Raw genomic sequence first — 23,861 nt, forward strand, 5'->3', positions numbered from 1 at the left:
GTGCGGTGGACGGACGGCAGGGGAACGGCCGGTCTCACGGCATGGCCTCCCCCCGGGTGCGCAGTCGGGCGACGGCATACCCGGCCGCCGTGGTCGCCACACCGGTGACGATGGCGCCGGCCCGCCCCGCGCCGCCGGGACGGCCGCGCAGGGCGTCGCGCAGTCCGCGCGCGGCACCGACGGGCAGGACGCGTGTGGCGTACCGGCGTTCGGTCTCCAGGCCCGCATCGGTACCGACACTGCGGGTGACCAGTGCCTTGGACAGGCCCTCGGCGTAGCAGCGGGTGCGGAAGTAGGCGAAACGTTCCCGGGCGGCGGGGACGCGGTGCCAGATCACGGCGCGGTCGTCGATGAGCAGCAGCGTGCCGGGCTTGGCCTGCGCGAGCCGGATGCAGAACTCCGTTTCCTCGCAGCCCAGCGGCCGTTTGTCGCCGTCGCGCCCGATGCCGGTCGCGAAGCCGCCCGCGATGTCGAAGGCGGTGCGCCGGAACGCGGCGTTGCCGCCGAGGACGTTGCGCACCTGTGCCCGGCCGGGCGGCTGGCCCCGGTAGGAGGCGCCCACCACCCAGTCGAACTCCTCGGGGAACCAGCGCGGCCGGTGCCCGGAGGCCCAGACCGGACGGGTGCGCCCGCCGACGCCCATGACGAGCGGGTCCTCCAGGGCGTCGGCGAACCAGTGCAGCCAGTCCCGTTCGGCGACCGCGTCGTCGTCCAGGAAGGCGACGGCCTCGCCGGTGGACGCCGCGATCCCGGTGTTGCGGCCGGCCGACAGGCCGCGCGGCCCGGCGTTGGCGAGCACCCGTACCGGGGTTCCGGCGTAGTGCTCCTCCAACCGCCCGCGCAGCGCGGGGTTGTGGTCGACGACCAGCAGCACCTCGTGGGCGGCCAGGGTCTGCGCCCGCACCGAGGCCACCGCGGCGAGGATGTCGCCCCAGCGGTCCTCGGTGTAGACGCAGATCACCACGGAGACAGGGGTCCGCGTGGTCACCGCACCTCCTTGCGGCGTGCGGCGCGGCGCTCGTTCTTCTCCTGCACGATGACCTTCAGCACCCGCAGCCCGTCGCGCACCGCGCGCAGGTTGCTGACGCCGTGGATGCGCACGTACTCGTGGCTGGGGATCTCCTGCACCTTCAGGCCGGCGGTGACGACTCTGATGTTCATCAGGGTCTCCACCTCGAAGCCGGTGCAGTCCAGCGTGATCTTGTCCAGGCAGTGCCGCCAGAACGCGTTGTAGCCGTAGCACAGATCGGTGTAGCGGGCCCCGAACTTGGCGTTGACCACGGCGCACAGGACGCGGTTGCCGAGCTTGCGGATCGGGGTCATGTCGTCGGTGCCGCCGCCGTTGGCGAAGCGCGAGCCCTTCGCGAAGTCGGCCCCTCCGACGAGGGCCGACACGTAGGAGACGATCTCCGACCCGTCCGCCGAGCCGTCGGCGTCCACCATCACGATGATCTCGCCGGTGCAGGCGGCGAAGCCGCTGATCAGGGCATCGCCCTTGCCCTTGCCGGTCTGCGCCACGATCCGGACGTCCGGCCGCAGTTCACGGGCGACCGCGATGGTGTCGTCCGTGGAGTTCCCGTCGACGAGGACCACTTCGTGGATCCACGACGGCAGGGTGGCGAAGACGTGCGGCAGGTTCTGGGCCTCGTTCATCGCCGGAATGACCACGCTGACCAGCGGAGCGATCGCCAAGTGCGTGGAGACCGGCGTGAAATGGTCCGGAGTCAGGACCGCGACTGTCTGTGCGTGCCCGGTGACTGCCGGGCGCAGAGACGAGCTCATGAGTCTGTTTTCCCTCTCGTCCGGTGGGTCGCCCGTCCCGGGCGCCCTCTGGTGTGCCGGTTCGAAAGGGGGGTTGTTGTCTCACCCCGCCCGGGAATCCGCGCATGCAGGGCATGGCGGGGTCCCAACAGCTGGCGGGCCGGGTGAGTGGACATGCATGACTGGCCGCGCGGCTCGCGACTCGGCACACACGTCCTGGTGACCGAGCACGGCACCCCCCTACCGCGCCCCGCGATCTTCCTGTCGCGACTGTCTGGCCCTCCCCTTGAGCCGCTTTGCATAACAGGTCGATGCGGGTGGATGTACGACGGTATTGACGGTTGGAACTGTATGGCAAGACTCGTGAGAGTGAATACCATTTCATGGATTTGGCGGATAATCGTCCAGTTGAGTCATGGTGAGACCTGATGAGCGGTGATCAGTCCTGATCGGCACTGATCAATCCCCTTGGACCGTATTGATCATTACTGTGACGCAATGTCCGTTATCACGCACCGGCGCGCAACCGCCCCACACGCTTGAGGAATCGGTCCGCCGGCTCCCGCAGCACGGGATGCGCCGTGACCGCGTTGCGCAGCGCGCGCACCGGCGCGCGCCGGGCGCGATGGCCGAGCGCCACCGGATGCGGCCGGGTCACCCAGCCCTCGGAGACGGTCAGGTCGCGGGTCTTCAGGGACTCTTTGTACTCCTTGTGACCGCGCCCGAGGTCGAGATGGGCCACCCCGTCGGCCGCCGCCCCCTCCGCCATCCGCAGATGGAGCACCAGCCCCGGCGAGTACTTCGAGAACTCCGTGTCGTACGCCGGGAACCAGCAGGCCAGCACCGCCGGCGTACGCATCCCGAAGTGCGCGGCGATCGGCCGGTCGTCCGCGTACAGGACCGACAGCAAGCCACTGAAGGACTCCTCGCGGGTGTGGAAGAGATGCTCCACCAGGTCCACGATCCACGGCCGCGCGAAGCGGTCGCTGCGCCCCGTTCTTCGGTACTGCGCCGACTTCCACCCCATGAGCGTGCGCAGCGCGCCGACGTCGCGCTCGTCGTGGACGTAGCGCACCTCGCCGACGTCCCGGCCGAGCCTGCGCTCCTTGGCGAGCGTCGTGCGCACGAACTTGGGCGAGTGGCTGCGAAGATGGCCGAGATACGCCTCGTAACCGTGTTCGACGTCCATGACGGGTGAGGCGTACGTACCGGTCGCGCCCTCCTCGAAGGGCTTCTGGCCCTCCACGAGGTGGTCGAACTCCCAGACGGCGAGCCCGCAGGCGCGCAGCAGCTCCCGGGCGTCCCACTGGAACCCCGGCCGGTGCACGAGCCCCTGGCAGTCCGAGAGCCCGAGCCCGACCGCCCGGCCCACGCCGGTCGCCGAGCGCTGGAACGGGAAGAAGGCGACCGGGTCGCCGTCCTCGCGGACCACCGCGACGCGCACGCCCCGGTGGTGGTGGGCCACGGCGAAGGTGAAGCCGGGCGACAGGAAGGGATTGCCGAGCTGCGGGCTGCCCATGGCGACCGCCTGGCTCTGCACGCGTGCCCACGCCGCCCGGTCGGCGGCGGTGAGCTCGCCGGGGCGGTAAACGGTGATGTCCACTTTACGGAGTCCGCCTTCTCTCGGCCCGGCCATAGGAGTGCCGCAGGAGCGGCAGCAGGAACAGCGCGGCGCTCACCGCCGCTACCGCGGCGACCCCGCCGCGCACCGACCACATGTGCAGCGCGAGCATGCCCTGCGCCACGAGCAGGTCGATGACGACGGTGCCGCCGACGGCGACGACCGCCCGGCTGAGCGGGTCGAGGCCGCGCAGCCCGGCGGCGAGTGCCGCGGCCGGTGCGGCGAGCAGGAAGAAGAAGGTGAACGGCGCCCTGACGGGCGAGGCGATGTCCGCGAGCGCGAGCACCGCGCCGACCCCGCCGACTCCCACGGCGGCGCCCGCGAGCAGGGGAAGTGATTCCTTGCCGATCGGGTGACCGGATGCATTGTCTGTGTGCGGTGGTTGCATTGGCGACTTTGCCCCCCAAAACGCCGGATGCAGGTGTTCAATGTCGCTCAATTCGGGCGTGGGCGTCAAGGAAGGAGGGAACAGAAGCGGCCGCCGTGCCCGGACCGGGTGGCGGGCCGGACAGGGGCGGACGATTTCCCCCGAACTGCCCGGCGGGGGGCGGCAGTTTGTTCGGTTCGGCGGGCGAGGGCCGGCGAGGGGGCGGCCGGTGGCATGCCGACGGCCCGTCACCTGCGCGCGCCTGCCGAGGGTGGTCGTGGTGCGCGCCGTGGCGGGGACACCGCTCCGGCGGGCCGGCCGGCGGTGCGGGGGAAGCGGCCGAGATCCTGCTAAGTGAGGTGGCATGAGACTGTCCCGTTTCGTGTCCGTCGCGTCCGCGCTCGTCCTCGCCGCCGCACTCGCCCTGACCGGTGCCGGCCCGGCACAGGCCGCGGGCCCCGTGTACGTGGCCCTCGGCGACTCCTACGCCTCGGGCGTCGGCTCCGGGAGGTACGACGACTCCAGCGGCGGCTGCTACCGCAGCAGCCGGGCGTACCCGCGCCTGTGGGCCAAGGCGCATACTCCGTCCGGGTTCTCTTTCCCCGCCTGTTCCGGCGCCACCACCACCGATGTGATCAACCGCCAGCTCGGCGCGCTGAACGCCGACACGACCCTGGTCAGCGTCACCGTCGGCGGCAACGACGCGGGATTCGTCGGCGTCATGACCACCTGCCTGATCAACACCTCCAGCGCCTGCCTCAACCGGATCGACCAGGCGCGCGAGTACATCGCGAACCGGCTCCCGGCCCGGCTGGACGCGCTCTACGAGGCCATCGGCTCCCGGGCGCCCGCGGCCCGCGTGGTCGTCGTCGGCTACCCCCACTTCTACCGGCTCGGGACCTCCTGCATCGGCCTCACCACGGCCAAGCGCAGGGCCATCAACGACGCCGCCGATCTCCTCGACACCGTCACCGCCAAACGCGCCGCCGACCACGGCTTCGCCTTCGGCGACGTCCGCGGCGCCTTCAGCGGCCATGAACTCTGCGCCGGAACGGCGTGGTTGCACAGCCTGACCATCCCCGTGTACGAGTCGTACCACCCCACCGCCTCCGGCCAGTCGGGCGGATACCTCCCGGTGTTCTCCGCGGCCGCCTGATCCGCGGCGCCCGCACACCGGAGGGGGCCGGGCGCCCGCCCGGTCCCCTCCGCGCGGTCAGGGAGAGGCCGCAGTGCCCGTGGGGGAGGGGGACAGGGACGGGGACGGTGCCCGGCAGGTGACGGTGAACGGGACGTGTTCCGACTCCACCGCCATCGGACTCCCGGCCTCCAGCGCCATCCAGTCCTCGTGGGTGGCGTCCGGCTCGTACGACAGCTCGATGTGCTCGACCGTACGGCTGGTGGCCCCGCCCGCCGGGAAGTCGAGCCTCCGCCACGTCGGGTCCCCGCCGGTCCCGCTCCCCGTCCGCCAGCGGTAGGTGACCGTCGCGGGGGTCCGGTCCACCGTCACGACCGCGGAGAAGGCCGGCGCCTCGGCCTCCGGCGGCGGGCAGGCGCCCGTGTAGCTGTCCCGCACCGCGTGCACCGAGACGTGGACGTTCACCCGGACCGGCGTGTACGACGTGCCGGAGGGCGTCCCCGAGCCCGGGCCGTGGCCGTCGCCGGGCGACGCGGAGTGCGTGCCGGCGGCGGGGGAGGAGACGGCCGGCGAGGAGGCCCCGCCGTCCGTCGTCACGGCCGGGGAGGTCACGCCGGCGCCGTTGACACCGCCCGTCGTCGCCGGCCCCGAACCGGCCCCGCCGCCCCCGTCGTCGTTCAGCAGCGCGTAGGCCGCGCCACCCGCTCCCAGCGCCAGGGCGAGCACCCCCGCGGCCAGCGCCAGGAGCGCCCGCCGGGGCCGGCCCGTCGCGGTGGCGGCCGGCGGGTCGTCATGCGGGGGCGCGGGCAGGGGTGTCGTGCGCACCGGCGTGCGCCCCCGGTCCGGGTCCCGGACCGGCTGCGGCGCGGTGACCGTCAGGGCGGCCTCGGTGGGCGCGTACGCCGCGGCCGGGCCCGGTCCCGCCGGGCGGCCGGACACCACGGCGTCCAGCTGCCGCGCGGCCTCGGCGGCGGGGATCCGGGCCGCGGGGTCCTTCTGCAGCAGTCCCGCGATCACCGGCCCGAGCGGGCCCGCCCTCCGAGGCGGCGGCAACGGCTCGTCCACGACCGCGCGCATCGTGCTCAGCGCCGTGTCGCGCCGGAAGGGCGAACCGCCCTCCACCGCGACGTGGAGCAGCACGCCCAGCGACCACAGGTCGGACGCGGGGCCGGGGCGACGTCCCAGCGCGCGTTCCGGCGCGAGGTACTCGGGCGAGCCGACCAGCTCGCCGGTGCGGGTCAGCGCCGAGGTGCCCTCGATCATCGCGATGCCGAAGTCGGTGAGCACCACGCGTCCGTCGTTGCCGATGAGCACGTTGCCGGGCTTGACGTCGCGGTGCAGCACACCGGCCGCGTGCGCCACGCGCAGCGCGGCCAGCACCTTGGACCCGACGTCCGCCGCCCTGCGCACGGCCATGGGCCCCTCGGCGTCGAGGACGTCGGCCAGCGTCAGACCGCGGATCAGCTCCATGACGATCCACGGATTGCCGTCCGCCATCGCCACGTCGTAGACCTTGACGACGTTCGGGTGCTCCACCCGGGCGGCGGCGCGGCCCTCCTGCTCCAGCCGCGCGTAGAGGCGCGCGGTGTCGCGCTCGTCGTAACCGGGCGGCGCCTTCACCTCCTTGACGGCCACCTCGCGGCCCAGCAGCTCGTCACGGGCGAGCCAGACCACGCCCATGCCGCCGCGGCCGAGTTCGCCGATCAACCGGTAGCGCCCCGCCACGACCCGTGTCATCGGCGGTTCCCCCCTTCGTCGCGCCCGCTGCCCAGCATGACCGAACTTCCCCCCGGACGAACCCTTTCGACGGGAACCTCCCGCGTCGACGTCAACCGAGCGTCGCCGCAGCGCCCCTGAGCACCAGGCCGCAGCCGAGCGCCAGCACCACCGACGCCGTCGCCAGCGGCACCAGGCGCCGGGCCGCGGTCAACGCCCGCCCCCGGGACCGCCCTTGACGCAGCGACGCCCTGCCGGCCAGTCGGCCCAGGCGCACGACGGCGAATCCGGCCGCCGTGAGCGTGACGGCCAGACCCGCGCCGTAGGCCAGCACCAGCAGGAAGCCGAACCACGCCTGGCCGAGCGCCGCGGCGCCGACGAGCACGACGACGGCGGACGGGCTGGGGACCAGGCCGCCCGCGAAGCCGAGCAGGATCGTGCCGCGAAGGGTCGGGCGGGCCTCGTGGGCGTGGGCGTGGGCGTGGGCGTGCGGGTGCGGATGGTGATGGTCGTGCGGTGCGGGGGCGGAGCGCTCGGCGGTCAGGACGGCGGTGGTGGGGGAGGGGCCGGTGGCGGTGGGCGTGTGGGGGTGCCGTCGGGGGGCGCGCGCGTGGCCGTGTTCGTGATCATGTCCGTCGTCGTGGCTGTGCCCGTGGGCGCGGTCCCGCAGCCGCCACGCCCTGCGCAGCAGCGCCGCCCCCGCGAAGGCGACCAGCAGGCCGCTCGCGATGCCGAGCCAGGCGATGACGGAGGGCGCCGCCGCCGACCCCGTCGTCACCAGCAGCCCGAGGCCGAAGACGCCGAGCGTGTGGGTCACCGTCACCGACGCGCCGAGGGCGAACATGTCGCGCCGCGACCGGCGCCCGCCCGCCGCTGCCGCCGCGGCCATCAGCGTCTTGCCGTGGCCCGGGGCGAGCGCGTGCATCGCGCCCAGCGCCAGCGCCGTGAGCAGGGCCAGCGCGGCGAACCCCGGTGTGAGCGCGTGCCGCGACACCAGTCCGGTGAGCGCCTGCGTCCAGCGGTCCGCACCGCGCGGCAGCACCCCGCTCCCCGGTGCCGCCGTGCTCGCGTCCGCCGCGTCGCCCAGTGCCGGACCGCCCGGCGTCACGCGCAGCCGCGCCGACCGCTCGTTCGCGGGGGAGGAGAGCAGGTCCCCCGGGTAGGCCGTCAGGCGCCGCGACACCGACGCCGCGGGCACGTCGGCGGCGGCCAGCGTCATGCGGTCGCCGCGCGCCGTGATCTCCCGCCAGCCGGGCCCGGTGCCGATGTCGGCCGGACGGTACGTCAGCGCGAGCGACGCCGCGCGGGGCAGGGCCGCCGTCAGCCGGCACTCCACGCGGAGCGTCGTCAGCCCGGCCTGCCCAGGCCGGACGGCGGCGCTCGCCGCGTCCACCCGGACGGGAGCGCTCCGCCCGCCCGCCCCGGCCCGCGCGCCGTCCGCCGCGGCGCCGCAGCGCGACCGCGCCCAGGCCGCCAACTCGGGCTTCGCCAGGGTGCCGTCGCCGTCCCGGTCGACGGCCGGGGCCGCCTGCGCGGCGGGGATCTCCGCGAGGTCCTCGACGTGGTCGACGCGCAGCGCGCCGGGTGCGACGACAAGACCGTCGTAGCGGTTGACGGTGAAGTTGCCGAGCGGGTGCGCCTGCGCCTGCCCCGCGGGCAGGAGCGCGAGCGCGGCGGCGGCCGCCGCCACAGCGGCCGCCGCGAGCGGCCTGCGCCGGATCATGACGGGTCTCCTTCGGTACGAGCGAGGGCCGCGCGGGCGGCGGGGGCGCCGGTCGGGGAGAAACCAGGGTTGAGGCGCAGCGCGGCGGCCAGCGACGCGCGGGCGGCCGGTCGCCTGCCGAGCGCGGCCTCGATGACGCCGCGGTGGTAGAGGAAGGCGGCGTTGCGGTAGCCGGGCGCGGAGGAGCGCACCGCGTACGGCAGGGCCTCCCGGTCGCGGCCGTTGGCGTGCAGCGCCCAGGCGAGGGCGTCGGCGGTGTGCACGGTGTGCCGGCGCGCCCACTCCGCGCGGGCCGCGCGCAGCGCCTCGCGCGGGTCGCCGTGGTCGGCGGCGACCAGCGCCGCGTCCAGGTCGGTCGCGACGCCGTTCGCCTTGGCGAGCGCGATCCAGGTGCCGACCACCGCGTACTGCTCCCGGGCCTTGCCCCGCTGCCCTGCCGCCTCGTACAGCTCGCCCAGCTCGGCGAGTTGGGCGGGGAGCGGGTAGCGGCGCACGACCTCGGCCAGGTCGCGGAGGGCCCTGGCGCGGTCGCCGCGCGCGGCGTAGGCCCGGCCGCGGCCCTCGATCGCCGGCAGATAGCCGGGGGACGCGCGCAGGGCGGTGGCGTACTGCCCCAGGGCGTCCGCGTAACGCCCCTGGCTCCACGCCAGCTGGCCCAGCGCCGTGGCCACGTAGGCGGTGTCCCCGGGAGTGCTCGCGGTGTCCAGGGCCCGGGTCAGAATGCGGCGGGCGCCCGCGGCGTCCCCGCGCAGCTCGTGCACGTAGGCCAGGCGGGTGAAGACGGGGATGCCGGGGCGCAGCGCGTCGGCGTGCTCGGCGGCGGTCCGCGCGGCGTCGTAGCGGCCGAGTTCGACCAGGGCGTCCACCCGGACCGCCAGGGCGCGTTCGTTGTAGGGGTTGGTGCGCAGGGCCCGGTCGGCGGCGCTCAGGGCGGTGCCGAAGTCGTGCCGGGCGGCGGCGAGGGCGGCCTGCCCGGCGAGCGCCGCGTCGTTGCCGTCGGGGGTGATCCGCAGGGAGCGGGCGAGCGCCGCCTCGGCCTGCGGGTAGCGGGTGGGGTCGCCGGAGGTGCGGGCCTGCTCGACGTAGGCCGCACCGAGCGTGGCCCAGCCCGAGGAGTCCGCCGGCTGGGCGCGCAGGTGGTCCTGCAGCCCGGCGATGCCGCCCGCGAGGTCCCCCGTCGCGAGCCGGTCCAGTGGGGCGTCGCCGGTGCGCGCGGCCGCCGCGGCCGGTCCACCGGTCGCGCCGGTCCGGCCGGAGGACCCGCCGAGCACCAGCGCACCCGCGGTGAGCGCCAGCGCGAGGCCCAGCGACAGCGCGGTGAAGAGGACGGCGGTGCGCAGCCGGCCCAGGGGCGGTGCGTCCATGGCTGCCTGCCTTTCGGGTGGGTGGGAGCCCCGGCCGGGGCGAGGGGAGTCACGCCCCGGCCGGGAGCGGGACCGGCGGTCAGGCGCGGTGCGCCCGCGCGCGGACCGGGCGGCGGCGCATCCGCCACCAGGCCAGCGCGGCGCCGATGAGCAGCACACCCGCGCCGCCGGAGGCGGCCGAGGCGATCAGGACGGTGTTGTCGTCACCGCCGGGGCCCTGGATCAGTCCGCCGGCGTTGAGCTGGGTCACCCCGTCGGTCCGGGTCGCATCGGTCGTCGCCGGCTTGGCCGTTGGGCCGTCCGAGCCGGCGTTCGGCAGGGCGACATAGGGGAAGTTCGTCCCGAAGGACTGGTCGTTGGCGTTGACCGCGTCACCGAGGTCGTTCTTGGCGCCGACGAGTTCGCCCTCGACCACCTGGAGCGCGATGTCCACGACGTCGTCCGTCAGCCGGCGCCCGTTGGGGAAGCCGGCGGTGTCGCCGTCGAGGACGCCGAGCCGCTTGGGCTGCGCGGCGGGCGGCACGGCGGTGTTGAGCCGCAGCATCTCCGACGGGCGGACGTGCGGCGGCTGGTTGAGCCCCGGCACACCGGTCAGGAAGACCTGGACGAGGTCGTTGCGCGGGGTGGCCGGGGCCTTGATCTTGTAGATGCCCTCGACGAGCTTCGGCAGCTCCGGCTCGGTGACGTTCTTGAGGAACTGCGCGTCGTTCCAGGGCGACGAGGCGTTGAACCTGTCCTTGTCCTTGAGGGGGTTGACCACCTCGTTGACCAGCGGCATGCCGAGCCGGGAGACCTGCGCCCAGTCCCCGTCCGCGGTGCGCCGCTGGGTGGTGGACCAGATGCCGACGACCGGCTGCTTCGCGGACCGGCGTATCGCGGCCGTCGGGACCTGGAGGGCGATCGTGTTGACGTTGTAGCCCTTGAGGGTGTCGTCGCCGACCTCGGAGAGGTTGCCTCCGTAGAGCAGGTCGAAGACCCGCAGATCCAGGAAGAAGGGGTCGTCGGCCTGGCCGGCGAAGGCCGTCGTGCCGCGGCCGAGGTCCTTGACGGCCTGCTGACGCAGGGCGCTGTAGTCGGGCATCGACGCCTTGCCGACGTTCGACGGCGCCACCGGTACGTCGTTCGCGACCTTGTAGCGGCCGACCACCCGCTGGTTGTGCAGCCGGAACAGGTCGATGTCGTACGTCTGGAAGACGTTCAGGTCCGGGTCGTCGAGGCTGGTGACCGGGCCGGTGTTGTAGAGGAACGTCTTCTTGTTGCGGACGTGGTCCTGGAACGTCCACCGGTAGAGGTAGTCGCCCTGGGCGTCGCCGTCGTTGTCGATGTGGATGTCGTACTGGGCGTCGTCGGCGAACGTGTAGAAGTTCGGGCCGCCGGCCGGGTCCTCGAACGGGATCCAGTTCGCCACCAGCGTGGTGGTGTCCGGGCGGTCGGGGCTGACGAACGCGTAGACGTCCGTGGTGTCGTACTGCGGCTGGCCCGAGATCAGCGGCGCCTCCCGGTGGCTGGAGGCCTCCGCGGCGTCCGGTGCCAGCACGGTGACGCCCGCCGCGGCGAGCCCCCCCGCGGCCAGGGTGCCCGCCGTGATCAGGGCGATCGCACGGGATCGCCCGATCCGGGCCGTGAGCCTGTTCCTGAGTTCTGCGGTCATCGCGTCGGTCCTTCGCGAGTGCGGCCCCTCCCCCTTGGAAGAGGTCCTGCGAGAGGTGTTCGGGACCGGGGTGCGGGGCGGATTGGCGGATCCGGCGGAATTTGCGTCACAGGATTGTCACGTGATAATGAGGCAACCGGGCGCCGGCGTCCCGGAGTTGAGGTGGAGCCGGGCCACCCGGCGCCCGAGGGAAGCAGGGGAGCGAGATGAGACGCTCCGTGCACGATCTGGCCGAGTCCTACGCCCTGGACGCGCTGCTGCCGGGCGAAGTGCGCCGCTTCGAGGCCCATCTGCTGCGGTGCGACGCCTGCGCGGACCGGGTGCGCGATGCGGCGGGGGGCACCGTGCGGCTCGGGGGCGCCGCGCGGGGGAGGACGGGAACCGTTCATGGGGAGGCCGCCGGCCGCCCCGGGCATCCGGAGTATCCGGAGTATCCGGAGCCCCCCGAGCACCCCGGTCATCGGAAGCACTCGGAGCACGCCAGGCGCTCCGAGCGCTCACCCGGCGGTCGGTGGCGCGAAAGGGGCGCGCGTGCCGGTGCGCGCTACCGCCTGTGGCGATGGCGCAGGCCCTCGGCTCTCCGGCCGGCAACGACGGGCGCCGTCGCGGCCCTGGTCGTGGCCGCGGTACTGGGCACCCTCCTCCATCGCGCCGAGGAGCGGCTGGACCGGGAGCGCGCGCGGACCCGGGCGGTCATCGAGGTGCTGAACGCCGGTGACGCGCGACCCGCCTACACCAGTGACGACCACGGCCGGGGCGTGACGGCGGTCTGCTCGCGGGCGCAGAGGCGCGCGGTGGTGACCGTGCAGGGCCTGCCACGGCTGGAGGGGCGCCGGGTCTACCAGGTGTGGCTGGTCAGTGAGCGCCCCGACGCATTCCGCTCGATCGGGGTGTTCGGGGACGATGCGGGCGGAGGCGACACGCCCGGGCCGCTGGTCGCCTCCGGCCTGGACGACCGCTCGTACGCGTTCACCGTGACGATTGAGCCGAGTGGCGGATCACCGCAGCCCACCGCCGACCCTGTGGCCCAACTGCCCCTGCTGGCCCTCGGAATCGGCACATGACCGTCAACACCCTTGACGGACAGGTGAATCCGGTAACGCGGATGCGTAGGTGACGCGGCAGGACGATAGGGTTACCCTGCCCGGTGCCGGGTGCCCTCGAATGGGTGGGGAGTGTCATGGATCAGATAGCAATGCGAGGCAGGGCGCGAGTGCCTGCCATCACCTGCGGGAGCAGCACGTCCAGTGCGCGGCTCGACCGCCATCTCTCGGTGCTGGCCGGTCCGGCCGTGCCGCAGCGGGAGGCCGAGGAGGCCACGCTGTTGATGCGTGAGCTGACCTCGCGTGACCACGTGCGGACGAACGCCAACCGTGGAGCCCGTGTGTCGCTGTTCGCCCCGCTGCGGCGGCTGCGGCGATCCCTCTTCGGGGGCCGCGGCTGACCCGACGGCGTCCCTGACGCTTCCGCACGCGCACAGGCTCGGGCGAACACACCGTCCCGGCACCGCGCCGCATCACGCGGCGTGTCGGTGTGTTCCGTCCGGGCCTGTTGTCATGTCGACTTGTGGTCACATCGTCATGCGATCACGGTTGCCGAAGTCGTGGTGCGGACCACGACCCAGGTCACAGCAGGACGAACTGCCCGTCCGGACCTTCCTCGTGGTGATCGAGCACGGACGCGGGACGCCGCGCCGCCTCCGGGACCGGCAGGACGCGCGCCGCCCGCAGCTCCCCGGCGCCGATGCGGGGGCCCGCGGCCACCCGAGCGGCCAGCGCCCGGCGGCGGGGCCGCTCCTCCGCCAGCAGCGCGAGGACGCTGATCAGCTCCAGCAGTTCGGTGGTGCGGGCCCGCGGCCAGGAAGCGGGGCGCACGGCGTCCAGCGTTCCCGCCGTCCCCGGCTCCGCACGGAGGGCGAACCAGGTCTCCAGCACCCGGGTGCCGCCCGCGTGGAACTCCCAGGCGGCCTCCGGTACCGGCGCGATCCGCCCGTCCCCGACCACCAGCGCCTCCTCCTCCGTGTCCCAGGCCGGCGGCTCCTGCGGCGCGTCCGGCAGGGCGGCCCGCACGTACGGCCGCCGGCCGCCCGGCAGCCGGGGATGGCCCGCCGGTCGCTGCGCCCCGGGGTCGGCGTACCGGGCGCCGCGCGTGTGCAGCCAGAGCAGCCGGCGGCCGAGCGCGACGCCCTGCGCCCACAGCTCCGGTTCGGCGGTCAGCGGTACCTCGACCGGGCCTCCGCCGCTGCCCGTCGCGGCGATCCAGGCGAGCACGTCCTCCGCCGGGACCGGCACGCCCAGCCGCGCCGCGAGATGGGCGAGCAGCCCCGGCGCCAGATTGGGGTCGGCCCCGCCGGGGCGGCGGAAGAGCGGACGGACGCGGCCCGGGCGCCCGGCGGGGGAGTGACCGTCCGGCAGCAGCGCCGAGAAGGTCAGCGGCGGCCCGGGAACCTGGGGCAGCCGGGCGAGCTCGACCGCGTACAGCTGATGGGTGTCGTCGGCGACGCGCCACAGCTCCGGGCGGGCGGCGTCGATCAGCCGCTGGTCCGGCAGCAGCCACTGCTGGTCGTACGGGCCGTGGAGCACCCGTACCGGCTCGGCGCTCGGCCCGTCCTCGCGGTCCAGCCGCGCGGTGGACACGGGGTGGCCCGGCAGCTGGGCGACGCCGGTGTGCGTCGTCCGCGCCCGTGACGGGTGGAACAGACGCTCGCGCTCGGCCCCTTCGGCCCGCAGCAGCCGGTCCCAGCGGGCGGTGAGAGTGGCGGCCTCGGGAGCCAGCACCCAGGAACGCCCCAGGCGCAGGGGTGCGGTGGACCACGGCATCAGGTCTGCCAGCGTCGGCGCTTCATCGCTCACCGTGAGCATGCTACTGACGCCCCTCAGGGTGCCTCCATCGTGACGGTGAAGGAGAACCGGTCCCCGCGGTAGTGGATGCGCACGGCGTCGACCGCGCGTCCGGACTCGTCGTAGGTCACCCCCGTGCAGTGCAGGATCGGGCTGAGCAGCGGCACCCGCAGCAGGCGCGCGGTGTCCGGGTCGGCCAGGCGGGCCTCCACGGTGTCGGTGATCCGGCTGATCCGCACCCCCAGGGCGTCGCGCAGCACCTTCGTCATCGGCCAGCGGGCCAGGTCCGCCAGGTCGATCCGGGCCGCCAGTTCGGGCAGCACGAAGTTCTCCGCCCAGTTGGTCGGTTCACCCGTCTCGTCGCACCGCAGCCTGCGGTATGCCACGGTCTCGGCCACCCCGGGGAAGTACTCGGCGAACTCCGCGGGCACCGGCTCCGGTCCGTGCCCGAGCACGCTCGTGCGCTCCCCGGACTGCTGGGCCACGATCGCGTCGACCGAGCCCAGCAGCCGGACCGGGGCGCCGCGCAGCGCCGCCGGCTCGATGAACGTGCCGCGCCGGCGGTGCCGGCTGATCAGCCCTTCCTCCTCCAGTTCCTTGAGCGCCTGCCGCATGGTGAGCACGCTCACCCCGTAGTGCCCGGCGAGGACGTCCTCGGTCGGCAGCCGCAGCGGGGCGTCCGGGCGACGGCCGAGTATCGAGGCGCGCAGCGACTGCGAGACCTGGTACCACAGGGGCAGCTTGCGGTTCAGGACCAGCGAGTCGGGGGCGAAGAGGCCGGGGCTCGTCGTCATGGCCTGAAGTGTCGCTCAAGCCCCTGCCACACGTCGTCGTACCCCCTCTGCAGATGCTCCGCCCCCAGGGCGTGCGCGGTGGGCACGACCGGCCAGCGGGTCTCGAACATGAACGCCAGGCCGTCGTCGATCTTCTGCGGCTTCAGCTCCGCGCTGCTGGCCCTGTCGAAGGTCGTCCGGTCCGGGCCGTGCGCCGACATCATGTTGTGCAGCGAGGCACCGCCGGGCACGAAGCCCTCCGCCTTGGCGTCGTACGCCCCCTCGACGAGCCCCATGAACTCGCTCATCACATTGCGGTGGAAGTACGGCGGCCGGAAGGTGTCCTCGCCGACCAGCCAGCGCGGCGCGAACACCACGAAGTCGGCGTTGGCCAGGCCCGGGGTGTCGGAGGGCGAGGTCAGCACCGTGTAGATCGACGGGTCGGGGTGGTCCCAGCTGACCGAGCCCAGCACATTGAAGCGGCGCAGGTCGTAGACGTACGGCACCAGGTTGCCGTGCCAGCCCACGACGTCCAGCGGCGAGTGGTCGTACTCGGCGGCCCAGAGGTTGCCGCCGAACTTGTTGACCACCTCCACCGGCTCCTCCCGGTCCTCGTACGCGGCGGCCGGCGCCATGAAGTCACGGGCCTGGGCGAGCCCGTTCGCCCCGATGGGGCCGAGGTCGGGGAGGCGGAAGTGCTGCCCGTAGTTCTCGCAGACGTAGCCCCGCGCGTCGGCGTCCAGCAACTCGACGCGGAAGCGCACCCCGCGCGGGATCAGCGCGACGTGCCCAGGCTCCGCTGCCAGCAGGCCGAGTTCGGTGCGCAGCAGCAGGGCGCCGCGCTCCGGCACGATCAGAAGTTCGCCGTCGGAGGACGAGAACACCCGGGCGTCCATGGAGCGGTTGGCGGCGTACCAGTGGATGCCGATGCCCTCGCGGCGCAGCACATCGCCGTTCCCACCGACGGTGACCAGGCCGTCCACGAAGTCCGCCGGGCCCTGCGGTATCGGCAGCGGACTCCAGCGCAGCCGGTTGGGATCGGGTGCGGCCTCCTGGAAGGGCCCGCTGCGCAGCGCACCGTTCGCGATCCGCCGGTAGGGCGGATGCGCGGCCGAGGGGCGGATGCGGTACAGCCACGAACGGCGGTTGTGGTGCCGCGGCTCGGTGAACGCGGTGCCGCTCAACTGCTCCGCGTACAACCCGAGCGGCGCGCGCTGCGGGGAGTTGCGGCCCACCGGGACGGCGCCCGGCACGGCCTCGCTGACGTGCTCGTTGCCGAAGCCCGGAAGGTACTCCAGGTCCTTGATCTCAGTGCTGGTCACGATTCCTATGGTCAAGCAGAGGAATCCGGCCCGCAAGGGGTCGTCGGGCACCTGTGGAAAACCGGTGGGACCGGCATGATGAATCCCGTGCAGAGCAGCGGCAGCGGTCTCCGGCGGGTCCCCGTCCAGCAGCGCAGCGCCGAACGCCTCGCCCGCATCCTCGACGTGGCGGCGGCGGTCCTCGACGAGGGCGGTTACGAGGCGCTCAGCACCCGGGCCGTGGCCGCCCGTGCCGGGGTGCCGATCGGCTCGGTCTACCGCTTCTTCTCCAACAAGCGCGCGATGGCCGACGCGCTGGCCCGCCGCAACCTGGAGAAGTACCTCGCCGGCGTCACCGCACGCCTCGACGCAGCAGGGTCCGGCGCAACCGCAACCGCAACCGCAACCGCGACCGGTCCCGACGCGGGTGCCGGCGACTGGCGCCGCCTGATCGACGTCGTCGTCGACCACTACGTCGCCATGCGCCGCACGGTTCCCGGCTTCGCCCTGGTCAGCTTCGCCGGACCCGCCCCGGGTGCCGCCGCCAACGACGAGGCCAACCACCAACTCGCCGACGGCCTGCGCTCGCTGCTCGCGGGCCGGCTCGGCGCCGCGGGCGATCAGGAGCGGCTGCGCACGGCCTTCGTGGTGGGCGTGGAGGCGGCCGACGCGCTGCTGAAGCTGGCCTTCCGCGCCGACCCGGAGGGCGACGCCGTCCTCATCGCGGAGACCAAGGAGCTGCTGCGGGCCTATCTCGCCCGCGTCCTGGACGTCTGAAACGCCGCGAGGGGGCCCGGGCCCGCGGGATCGCTACCCGACATGCCTACCGGTCGGTATGGTGTGCCCGACGAGGATGTCTCCGGTCACCCGGGAGGGCTCGATGGCCAGCAGCCGCACCGCTCTGCGTATCTGTCCGCTGTGCGAGGCCACGTGCGGCCTGACGCTGACGATCGAGGACGACCGCGTCACCCGCGCCCGCGGTGACCGCGACGACGTCTTCAGCGCGGGTTTCATCTGCCCCAAGGGCGCCTCCTTCGGCGAGGTCGACGGCGATCCCGACCGGCTGACCGCGCCCCTCGTGCGGCGCGACGGCCGGCTCGTGGAGGCCACCTGGCCCGAGGCGTGGGAGGCGGTGGCCTCCGGTCTCGGCCGGGTGCCGGCCGAGCACGGCCGAGCCGCCTCCGCCGTCTACCTCGGCAACCCCAACGTGCACACCGTCGCGGGCGGCCTCTACCCGCCGACGGTCGTCCGCGCCCTCGGCACCCGCAACGTCTTCTCGGCCAGCACCCTGGACCAGATGCCCAAGCAGGCCGCCTGCGGTCACCTGTACGGCGACGCGCTGGCCGTCCCGGTCCCCGACCTGGACCGCACCGACCACCTGGTCGTCATCGGCGGCAACCCCATGGTCTCCAACGGCAGTCTCGCCACGGCCGCCGACTTTCCCGGCAAGCTCAAGGCGCTGCGCCGGCGCGGCGGCAGGCTCACCGTCATCGACCCGAAGCGCACCCGCACCGCCGAACTCGCCGACCGGCACCTCGCCCCGCGCCCCGGCACCGACGCCGCCCTGCTCTTCGCCCTCGTCCACGTGCTGTTCGAGGAGCGGCTGACCGACCTCGGCCGCCTCGCCGAGCATGTCACCGGAGTCGAGGAGGTCCGGGCGCTGGCACGCGACTTCACCCCCGAGAGCGTCGCCGCCCACTGCGACGTCCCCGCCGCACAGATCCGCACCCTCGCCCGCGATCTCGCCGCCGCCCCGACGGCCGCCGTCTACGGACGTCTGGGCAGTACCGCCGTCCGTTTCGGGACCGTCGCCAGCTGGCTGATCGACGTGCTCAACATCCTCACCGGCAACCTCGACCGCCCCGGCGGGGCCATGTTCCCGCTGCCGCCCACCGCCCGGGCGCCGCGCCCGCCGCGGCCCGGCCGCGGCTTCACGACCGGGCGCTGGCACAGCAGGGTCTCCGGTCACCCCGAGGTCGCCTCCGAACTGCCCGCCGCCGCGCTCGCCGAGGAGATCGACACCCCCGGGGACGGCCGCGTCCGCGCGCTGGTCACCATCGCCGGCAACCCCGTGCTGTCCGCGCCCGACGGCGAACGCCTCGACCGGGCCCTGGCCGCACTGGACTTCATGGTCAGCGTGGACCCGTACCTCAACGAGACCACCCGCCACGCCGACGTGGTCCTGCCGCCACCCCCGCCCTCGCGCAGCGCGCACTACGACTTCGCGTTCACGCACTTCTCCGTGCGCAACAACGCCCGCTACAGCCCGCCGCCGGTGCCGCTGGAGGACGGGCGCCCCGACGAGCCGGAGATCCTGGCCCGCCTCGCCCTCGTCATCGGCGGCCTCGGGGCGGACGCGGACCCCGCCCTCGTCGACGAACAGGCGATCACCCATCGCCTCGGCAAGGAGACCGCCGACCCGCACTCGCCGGTCCACGGCCGGGAACCCGGCGAACTGGCCGGGCAGCTGACCGGGCGTACGGGCTACGAGCGGCGGCTCGACATGATGCTGCGCCTGGGCCCCTACGGCGACGGCTTCGGTGCCGACGCCCGGGGCCTCACGCTCCAGCGGCTGCTGGAACGGCCGCACGGCATCGACCTCGGCCCGCTGCGCCCCCGCGTCCCGGAGATCCTGCGCACCGCCTCCGGCACGATCGAGCTGGCGCCCGCCGCCGTCACCGCCGACGTCCCCCGGCTGCTGGAGTCGGTCACCGGGCGCGCCGGCGACGGCCTGGTCCTCGTGGGCCGCCGCCATCTGCGCTCCAACAACAGCTGGATGCACAATGTCCCGGCGCTGACCGGCGGCACCAACCGCTGCACGCTCCAGGTCCACCCGGAGGACGCCGAGCGCCTCGGGCTCATCGACGCGGCCCCCGCCCGGATCAAGGGCGACGGCGGCGAGATCGAGGCGCCCGTGGAGGTCACCGACGCGATGCGGCCCGGGGTGGTCAGCCTTCCGCACGGCTGGGGACACGACCGGGACGGCACCCGGCTCACGGTCGCCGCCCGTACTCCCGGCGCCAACCTCAACCAGCTGCTCGACGGCAGTCTCCTCGACCCGCTGTCGGGCACGGCCGTTCTCAACGGCTTCCCCGTCCAGGTCGCCCCCGCGTGATCCACTGCACGCAGTGCCGACCTGGCACCAGAAAACTATCGGCGCTAGTTTGGGCGGGCCAAGGCACCGCCGCCCGGGAGGACAACCGATGAAGCCGCACGACGGGATGTACATCGACGGCGAGTGGCGGCCCGCCGCCGGCGCGGAGACGATCGACGTCGTCAACCCCGCCGACGAGCAGGTGTTCGCCACTGTGCCCGCCGGCACCGCCGCCGACGTGGACGCCGCGGTGCGCGCCGCCCGCGCGGCCTTCCCCGGCTGGGCCGCCACCACTCCCGCCGACCGGGCCGCCCGCATCGCCGCGCTGCGCGACGTACTCGCCGCCCGCCGTGACGAGATCGCCGAGACCGTCGCCGCCGAGCTGGGCTCGCCCCTGGCCTTCGCCCAGGCCGTCCACGCCGACCTCCCCATCAAGGTCGCCGGTTCGTACGCCGAACTCGCCGCCGGGCACGCGTTCGAGGAGCGGATCGGCAACTCCACCGTGCTCCACGAGCCGGTCGGCGTCGTCGGCGCGATCACCCCCTGGAACTACCCGCTGCACCAGATCGTCGCCAAGGTCGCCCCCGCCCTCGCCGCCGGCTGCACCGTCGTGCTCAAGCCCGCCGAGGACACCCCGCTGGTCGCCCAGCTCTTCGCCGACGCCGTCCAGGAAGCGGGCCTGCCCGCCGGGGTGTTCAACCTCGTCACCGGCCTCGGCCCGGTCGCGGGACAGGCGCTCGTCGCCCACTCCGGCGTCGACCTGGTGTCGTTCACCGGCTCCACGGCCGTCGGAAAGCAGATCGCCGCCACCGCCGGGGCCGCGGTCAAGCGCGTCGCGCTGGAGCTCGGCGGCAAGTCCGCCAACGTCATCCTCCCGACCGCGGACCTCGCCAAGGCCGTCAACGTCGGCGTCGCGAACGTCATGTCCAACACCGGGCAGACCTGCAGCGCCTGGACCCGCATGCTCGTCCACCGCGACCACTACGACGAGGCCGTCGCCCTCGCCGCGGCCGCCGCCGCCAAGTACGTTCCCGGTGAGCGCATCGGCCCCGTCGTCAACGCCAAGCAGCAGGCCCGGGTGCGCGGCTACATCGAGCAGGGCATCGCCGAGGGCGCCCGGCTCGTCGCCGGCGGCCCCGAGGCGCCCCGCCCGCTCGGCTACTGGGTCAGCCCCACGATCTTCGCCGACGTCACCCCCGGCATGACCATCGCGCAGGAGGAGATCTTCGGCCCGGTCCTGTCGATTCTGGCGTACGAGGACGAGGACGACGCCCTGCGCATCGCCAACGGCACCGTCTACGGCCTCGCGGGGGCCGTGTGGGCCGGGGACGACGCCGAGGCCGTCGCCTTCGCCCGGCGCATGGAGACCGGCCAGGTCGACATCAACGGCGGCCGCTTCAACCCGCTGGCCCCCTTCGGCGGTTACAAGCAGTCCGGCGTCGGCCGCGAACTCGGACCGCACGGCCTCGCCGAGTACCTCCAGACCAAGTCCCTCCAGTTCTGACGCCCCCGAACCCCTGAGCGCAGGAGAAAACACCGTGGTCCGCGCCGCCGTCCTGTCCGCCGTCAACGCGCCCCTGGCCATCGCCGACATCGAGCTGCCCGAACCCGGCCCCGGCCAGGTCCGGGTACGCCTCGCTGCGGCCGGCGTCTGCCACTCCGACCTGTCGCTGTCGAACGGGACGCTCCGCCAGCCCGTGCCCGCCGTCCTCGGCCACGAGGGCGCGGGCACGGTCGTCTCCGTCGGCGAGGGCGTCACCGGCCTCACCCCCGGCGACCCCGTCGTCCTCAACTGGGCGCCCTCCTGCGGCGCCTGCCACTACTGCGGCCTCGGCGAGCCCTGGCTCTGCGCCAACGCGGGCGCGGCGGCCGCCGCGCCCTACGCCAAGCTCGCCTCCGGGGGCGACGAGCTCTACCCGGGCCTCGGCACGGCCGCCTTCGCCGAGGAGACCGTGGTCCCGGCCGTCGCCGTCCTCCCGCTGCCCGACGGCGTCCCGCTCACCGAGGCCGCCCTCCTGGGCTGCGCCGTGCTCACCGGCTACGGCGCCGTCCACCACTCCGCCGCCGTCCGTCCCGGCGAGTCCGTCGTCGTCTTCGGCGTCGGTGGCGTGGGCCTCGCCGTGCTCCAGGCCGCCCGCATCGCCGGCGCGGGGACGATCCTCGCCGTCGACGTGTCCCCTGCCAAGGAGGAGCTGGCCCGGGCCGCGGGAGCCACCGAGTTCCTGGTCGCCGGTGACGACATCGCGAAACGCGTCCGCGCCCTGACCGGCGGCCACGGCGCGGACGTCGCCATCGAGTGCGTGGGCCGCTCGGAGACCATCCGTGCCGCCTGGTCCTCCACCCGGCGGGGCGGCCGCACGACGGTCGTCGGCATCGGCGGCAAGCAGGACATGGTCTCCTTCTCCGCCCTGGAGATCTTCCACTTCGGCCGCACGCTCTCGGGCTGCGTCTACGGCAACAGCGACCCGGCCCGCGACCTGCCCGTCCTCGCGGACCACATCCGCGCGGGCCGCCTCGACCTGTCCGCGATGGTCACCGAGCACATCGCCCTGGAGGGCATCCCCGCCGCCTTCGACGCGATGCTCGCAGGGCGTGGCGGCCGCGCCCTGGTGGTCTTCTGAGGCCCGCTCACCCCTGACCGACGGTCACCGTCACATATCTCTCACCCGGTCCCGGGGGCCGCGTCCACGAGCGGGTGGTGAAGGTGGGCAGGTAGTTCCGCGTCAGGGCGAAGCGCGGCAGCGTCACCCCGAACGCGGCGGCTATGGCCCCCAGGGCGCGCAGTTCACCTTCCCTCGGGAAGTCCTCGGGCGAGAAGAGACGATCCGGATCGAGGTCCGGCGGCACACTGCCGCTCCGCCGGACCTCGGTGCCGCGCACGGTGAACGCGTACGACTCCTCGCCCTTCTCTGCGACCGACAGATGGAAGAGGTCGGACGTCGGCCGGTGCGTCCCGCCGGGGGTGCTCCAGACGACGACGGCGCGGCCGGTCCGGGACGCGGCGACCACCGGTGAGACGAACCGTGCCTCGGCGAAGTCGGGGGGCACCGCGTCGAAGGCGAAGGACCAGCCCCCGCCGGCGCTGCCGGCGGCCATGCGCGTCGTGCCCGTGGAGGGCGCGTCCGCGCGGGCAGGGTCCTGGAGGAATCCGCCGGCCTCCTCCGTCGCCAGCAGCCCGGGCAACGCGTCGGGGGTCGTGCCCTCCACGAGCACGAAGCGGTAGCCGCGTCGGTGCCCCAGGGCGGAGGGGAGCCAGACGAGGCCGGCCGGATCGGTGTCGGGGGCCGGCTCCGGCGCAACTCCCGCCTCGCCGGCGCGCGGGGTGGCCAGCATTTCCCGTCCGCGTTCCGGCGTGATCAGCGGACCGAGGACCGGGTCCGCGAGCAGACCCAGCGGAGCGAGCAGATCCGGACCCGGCGGCTCCCAGACCGGCAGCGCCGCCCGCAAGGTGCGCCAGGCCGCATCGGTCCCGCCCCACCGCGCCTGCTCCCGCGCCCGGTCGACGGCCTCCCCGAAGGCACCCGGAGCCGTGTACCGGAAGGTTCCCTCCCGTACCCGTTGCAGCACGTCCTCGCCCAGGGCGCGGACCGCGTCGGACGCACCCCGGACGAAGCCCCACGAGGCCCCGTCACGTCCGCCCCCGACGTGCTCGCCGGCCAGCACCGGCAACAGCTCAGGCGCGTACACGAGGTCGAGGGCCAGCTTGGCGAAGCCGCCCGTCGAGGTTCCGTTCGCCAGGTGCCGTATCTGATCGCGCAGCGGCTTGGCGCTCGGCCGTCCGTACTCCTCCGCCTCGGCGAGCACGCTTTCGGCCGACTCCCACCGGCCGGCCAGCGCGTCGTGCCGGGCGTCCTCCACCGCGGCGTCCAGCGCCCGCGTCGTCGTGTTGGCGAACTCTTTTCCGCCGCGGGCGCCGTGGATCGCGAACGACTGGTGGAACTCCCGGTACATGCCTTCCAAGAAGTCCCGGAACGACGCGTACCGCGTGGGCGGATGTCCCGACCAGACGTCGAAGAAGGAGACGGCCCATTCCCCTTCGCCGTCCACGTCGCCCGGGTCCATGAGCACATGGACCGGGTCGGACCTGTCGTTCACGTGCAGGGCCCGCCCCCACATTCCGGTGCGCACCACGTCCTCGTGCGACGGGTACGGGACCTCGTCCGGATCCGCCGTGTGGAGGTCCGCGAAGCCGCTGACGTCCTCGAACCACCGCGCCCCCTCGGCGCCGACGATCCGAGGAACAGAGCCGCCCGCGTGCCGCCATCCGTCGCTCACCTCGAGGAACGCCCGGTAGGACGGCGGCAGTCGGCGTCCCAGCCGGCGTTCCGCCTCCGCTATGCGCTCGGCGTCCGCCGGTGCGAAGCCCAGCCACCGGTCGCGCAGGGCCCGCGCGTCGTCCTCGGTGAGGCAGTCGTCCGGATCCCGGGCGTCGGCCCATTCCCCACTCCACCGCACGAGGAACGAGCGCCAGTCGAAGGTCGTGTCCGTCATGGGCCGATCGTCGCACCCGCCACC

At 74.0% G+C, this 23,861-nt stretch carries 19 protein-coding genes; 7 read left to right on the forward strand and 12 right to left on the reverse strand.

The features are described 5' to 3' along the window. Window positions 1-34 precede the first annotated feature (34 nt). From ACFYXS_RS29405 to ACFYXS_RS29420, 4 genes are all read right to left on the reverse strand, one after another. Complete coding sequence (locus ACFYXS_RS29405; protein WP_389253564.1) at window positions 35-988, reverse strand: glycosyltransferase family 2 protein; 954 nt, start codon at window positions 986-988, stop codon at window positions 35-37. Further along, window positions 985-1,782, reverse strand: a complete 798-nt coding sequence (locus tag ACFYXS_RS29410) for a glycosyltransferase family 2 protein (RefSeq protein ID WP_389253566.1) — start codon at window positions 1,780-1,782, stop codon at window positions 985-987. The genes ACFYXS_RS29405 and ACFYXS_RS29410 overlap by 4 nt, the downstream gene beginning before the upstream one ends. A 487-nt stretch (window positions 1,783-2,269) precedes the next feature. Then, window positions 2,270-3,364, reverse strand: coding sequence for a GNAT family N-acetyltransferase (locus ACFYXS_RS29415; protein WP_389253568.1), 1,095 nt, complete (start codon window positions 3,362-3,364; stop codon window positions 2,270-2,272). A 1-nt stretch (window position 3,365) separates the two neighbouring features. Beyond that, window positions 3,366-3,692, reverse strand: a complete 327-nt coding sequence (locus ACFYXS_RS29420) for a hypothetical protein (RefSeq protein WP_389253570.1) — start codon at window positions 3,690-3,692, stop codon at window positions 3,366-3,368. Window positions 3,693-4,113: 421 nt separating this feature from the next. Between ACFYXS_RS29420 and ACFYXS_RS29425 the strand changes: the two genes are divergently transcribed. Beyond that, window positions 4,114-4,905, forward strand: a complete 792-nt coding sequence (locus tag ACFYXS_RS29425; protein ID WP_389253572.1) for an SGNH/GDSL hydrolase family protein — start codon at window positions 4,114-4,116, stop codon at window positions 4,903-4,905. 57 nt (window positions 4,906-4,962) lie between these two features. Here ACFYXS_RS29425 and ACFYXS_RS29430 read toward each other — a convergent pair whose 3' ends face one another. The 4 genes from ACFYXS_RS29430 to ACFYXS_RS29445 form a co-directional block, all read right to left on the reverse strand. Beyond that, on the reverse strand, window positions 4,963-6,621 hold the full coding sequence (locus ACFYXS_RS29430; protein WP_389253574.1) for a serine/threonine-protein kinase: 1,659 nt from the start codon (window positions 6,619-6,621) through the stop codon (window positions 4,963-4,965). A gap of 91 nt (window positions 6,622-6,712) precedes the next feature. Continuing rightward, window positions 6,713-8,323, reverse strand: coding sequence for a sulfite exporter TauE/SafE family protein (locus tag ACFYXS_RS29435; RefSeq protein WP_389253577.1), 1,611 nt, complete (start codon window positions 8,321-8,323; stop codon window positions 6,713-6,715). Continuing rightward, window positions 8,320-9,687: a tetratricopeptide repeat protein gene (locus ACFYXS_RS29440; RefSeq protein ID WP_389253579.1), complete on the reverse strand. Its 1,368-nt coding sequence runs from the start codon at window positions 9,685-9,687 to the stop codon at window positions 8,320-8,322. The genes ACFYXS_RS29435 and ACFYXS_RS29440 overlap by 4 nt, the downstream gene beginning before the upstream one ends. Before the next feature lie 79 nt (window positions 9,688-9,766). Next, window positions 9,767-11,338, reverse strand: coding sequence for a DUF4331 domain-containing protein (locus ACFYXS_RS29445; RefSeq protein ID WP_389253581.1), 1,572 nt, complete (start codon window positions 11,336-11,338; stop codon window positions 9,767-9,769). A 206-nt stretch (window positions 11,339-11,544) separates the two neighbouring features. Between ACFYXS_RS29445 and ACFYXS_RS29450 the strand changes: the two genes are divergently transcribed. Together ACFYXS_RS29450 and ACFYXS_RS29455 are read left to right on the forward strand one after the other, a co-directional pair. Beyond that, a complete protein-coding gene (locus tag ACFYXS_RS29450; RefSeq protein ID WP_389253583.1) occupies window positions 11,545-12,402 on the forward strand; it encodes an anti-sigma factor in 858 nt (285 codons plus the stop codon). Window positions 12,403-12,518: 116 nt separating this feature from the next. Continuing rightward, complete coding sequence (locus ACFYXS_RS29455; protein ID WP_389253585.1) at window positions 12,519-12,782, forward strand: hypothetical protein; 264 nt, start codon at window positions 12,519-12,521, stop codon at window positions 12,780-12,782. 181 nt (window positions 12,783-12,963) lie between these two features. Here ACFYXS_RS29455 and ACFYXS_RS29460 read toward each other — a convergent pair whose 3' ends face one another. From ACFYXS_RS29460 to hmgA, 3 genes are read right to left on the reverse strand one after another with little or no spacing between them, the layout of a single operon-like run. Then, entirely contained in the window at window positions 12,964-14,199 is a 1,236-nt protein-coding gene (locus ACFYXS_RS29460; protein WP_389253587.1) for a type ISP restriction/modification enzyme, read from the reverse strand. A gap of 14 nt (window positions 14,200-14,213) precedes the next feature. Continuing rightward, entirely contained in the window at window positions 14,214-14,972 is a 759-nt protein-coding gene (locus ACFYXS_RS29465) for a GntR family transcriptional regulator (protein WP_389253589.1), read from the reverse strand. Beyond that, entirely contained in the window at window positions 14,969-16,273 is a 1,305-nt protein-coding gene (gene hmgA / locus ACFYXS_RS29470; RefSeq protein ID WP_389253592.1) for a homogentisate 1,2-dioxygenase, read from the reverse strand. The genes ACFYXS_RS29465 and hmgA overlap by 4 nt, the downstream gene beginning before the upstream one ends. Before the next feature lie 78 nt (window positions 16,274-16,351). On the opposite strand from hmgA, the gene ACFYXS_RS29475 reads away from it, so the two are divergent. The 4 genes from ACFYXS_RS29475 (at window position 16,352) to ACFYXS_RS29490 (ending at window position 21,967) form a co-directional block, all read left to right on the forward strand. Continuing rightward, complete coding sequence (locus tag ACFYXS_RS29475) at window positions 16,352-17,029, forward strand: TetR family transcriptional regulator (protein WP_389253920.1); 678 nt, start codon at window positions 16,352-16,354, stop codon at window positions 17,027-17,029. Window positions 17,030-17,105: 76 nt separating this feature from the next. Further along, the gene (locus ACFYXS_RS29480; protein WP_389253594.1) at window positions 17,106-19,367 is read left to right on the forward strand and encodes a molybdopterin oxidoreductase family protein; all 2,262 of its coding nucleotides are present in this window, start codon (window positions 17,106-17,108) and stop codon (window positions 19,365-19,367) included. 88 nt (window positions 19,368-19,455) lie between these two features. Next, window positions 19,456-20,850 (forward strand): aldehyde dehydrogenase family protein, encoded by a 1,395-nt coding sequence (locus ACFYXS_RS29485; protein WP_389253596.1) that lies wholly within the window; start codon window positions 19,456-19,458, stop codon window positions 20,848-20,850. Between the two features lie 34 nt (window positions 20,851-20,884). Further along, window positions 20,885-21,967 carry a Zn-dependent alcohol dehydrogenase gene (locus tag ACFYXS_RS29490; RefSeq protein WP_389253598.1) on the forward strand — a complete coding sequence of 361 codons (1,083 nt, stop codon included), beginning with the start codon at window positions 20,885-20,887 and terminating at the stop codon, window positions 21,965-21,967. Between the two features lie 7 nt (window positions 21,968-21,974). Here the strand turns inward: ACFYXS_RS29490 and ACFYXS_RS29495 are convergent, their stop codons facing one another. Continuing rightward, a complete protein-coding gene (locus ACFYXS_RS29495; protein ID WP_389253600.1) occupies window positions 21,975-23,837 on the reverse strand; it encodes an SMI1/KNR4 family protein in 1,863 nt (620 codons plus the stop codon). Window positions 23,838-23,861 lie beyond the last annotated feature (24 nt).

Origin of the sequence: Streptomyces sp. NPDC002574 (assembly GCF_042889545.1) — a bacterium.
In the GTDB taxonomy this organism is placed as follows: Bacteria; Actinomycetota; Actinomycetes; order Streptomycetales; family Streptomycetaceae; genus Actinacidiphila.

Bases quoted from the DNA above. Each gene is read 5' to 3' on its own strand.
- ACFYXS_RS29410 (WP_389253566.1), bottom strand. From the start codon at position 1,782: ATGAGCTCGTCTCTGCGCCCGGCAGTCACCGGGCACGCACAGACAGTC.
- ACFYXS_RS29425 (WP_389253572.1), top strand. From the start codon at position 4,114: ATGAGACTGTCCCGTTTCGTGTCCGTCGCGTCCGCGCTCGTCCTCGCC.
- ACFYXS_RS29430 (WP_389253574.1), bottom strand. From the start codon at position 6,621: ATGACACGGGTCGTGGCGGGGCGCTACCGGTTGATCGGCGAACTCGGC.
- ACFYXS_RS29435 (WP_389253577.1), bottom strand. From the start codon at position 8,323: ATGATCCGGCGCAGGCCGCTCGCGGCGGCCGCTGTGGCGGCGGCCGCC.
- ACFYXS_RS29440 (WP_389253579.1), bottom strand. From the start codon at position 9,687: ATGGACGCACCGCCCCTGGGCCGGCTGCGCACCGCCGTCCTCTTCACC.
- ACFYXS_RS29445 (WP_389253581.1), bottom strand. From the start codon at position 11,338: ATGACCGCAGAACTCAGGAACAGGCTCACGGCCCGGATCGGGCGATCC.
- ACFYXS_RS29450 (WP_389253583.1), top strand. From the start codon at position 11,545: ATGAGACGCTCCGTGCACGATCTGGCCGAGTCCTACGCCCTGGACGCG.
- ACFYXS_RS29455 (WP_389253585.1), top strand. From the start codon at position 12,519: ATGGATCAGATAGCAATGCGAGGCAGGGCGCGAGTGCCTGCCATCACC.
- ACFYXS_RS29460 (WP_389253587.1), bottom strand. From the start codon at position 14,199: ATGCTCACGGTGAGCGATGAAGCGCCGACGCTGGCAGACCTGATGCCG.
- ACFYXS_RS29465 (WP_389253589.1), bottom strand. From the start codon at position 14,972: ATGACGACGAGCCCCGGCCTCTTCGCCCCCGACTCGCTGGTCCTGAAC.
- ACFYXS_RS29475 (WP_389253920.1), top strand. From the start codon at position 16,352: ATGAATCCCGTGCAGAGCAGCGGCAGCGGTCTCCGGCGGGTCCCCGTC.
- ACFYXS_RS29480 (WP_389253594.1), top strand. From the start codon at position 17,106: ATGTCTCCGGTCACCCGGGAGGGCTCGATGGCCAGCAGCCGCACCGCT.
- ACFYXS_RS29485 (WP_389253596.1), top strand. From the start codon at position 19,456: ATGAAGCCGCACGACGGGATGTACATCGACGGCGAGTGGCGGCCCGCC.
- ACFYXS_RS29495 (WP_389253600.1), bottom strand. From the start codon at position 23,837: ATGACGGACACGACCTTCGACTGGCGCTCGTTCCTCGTGCGGTGGAGT.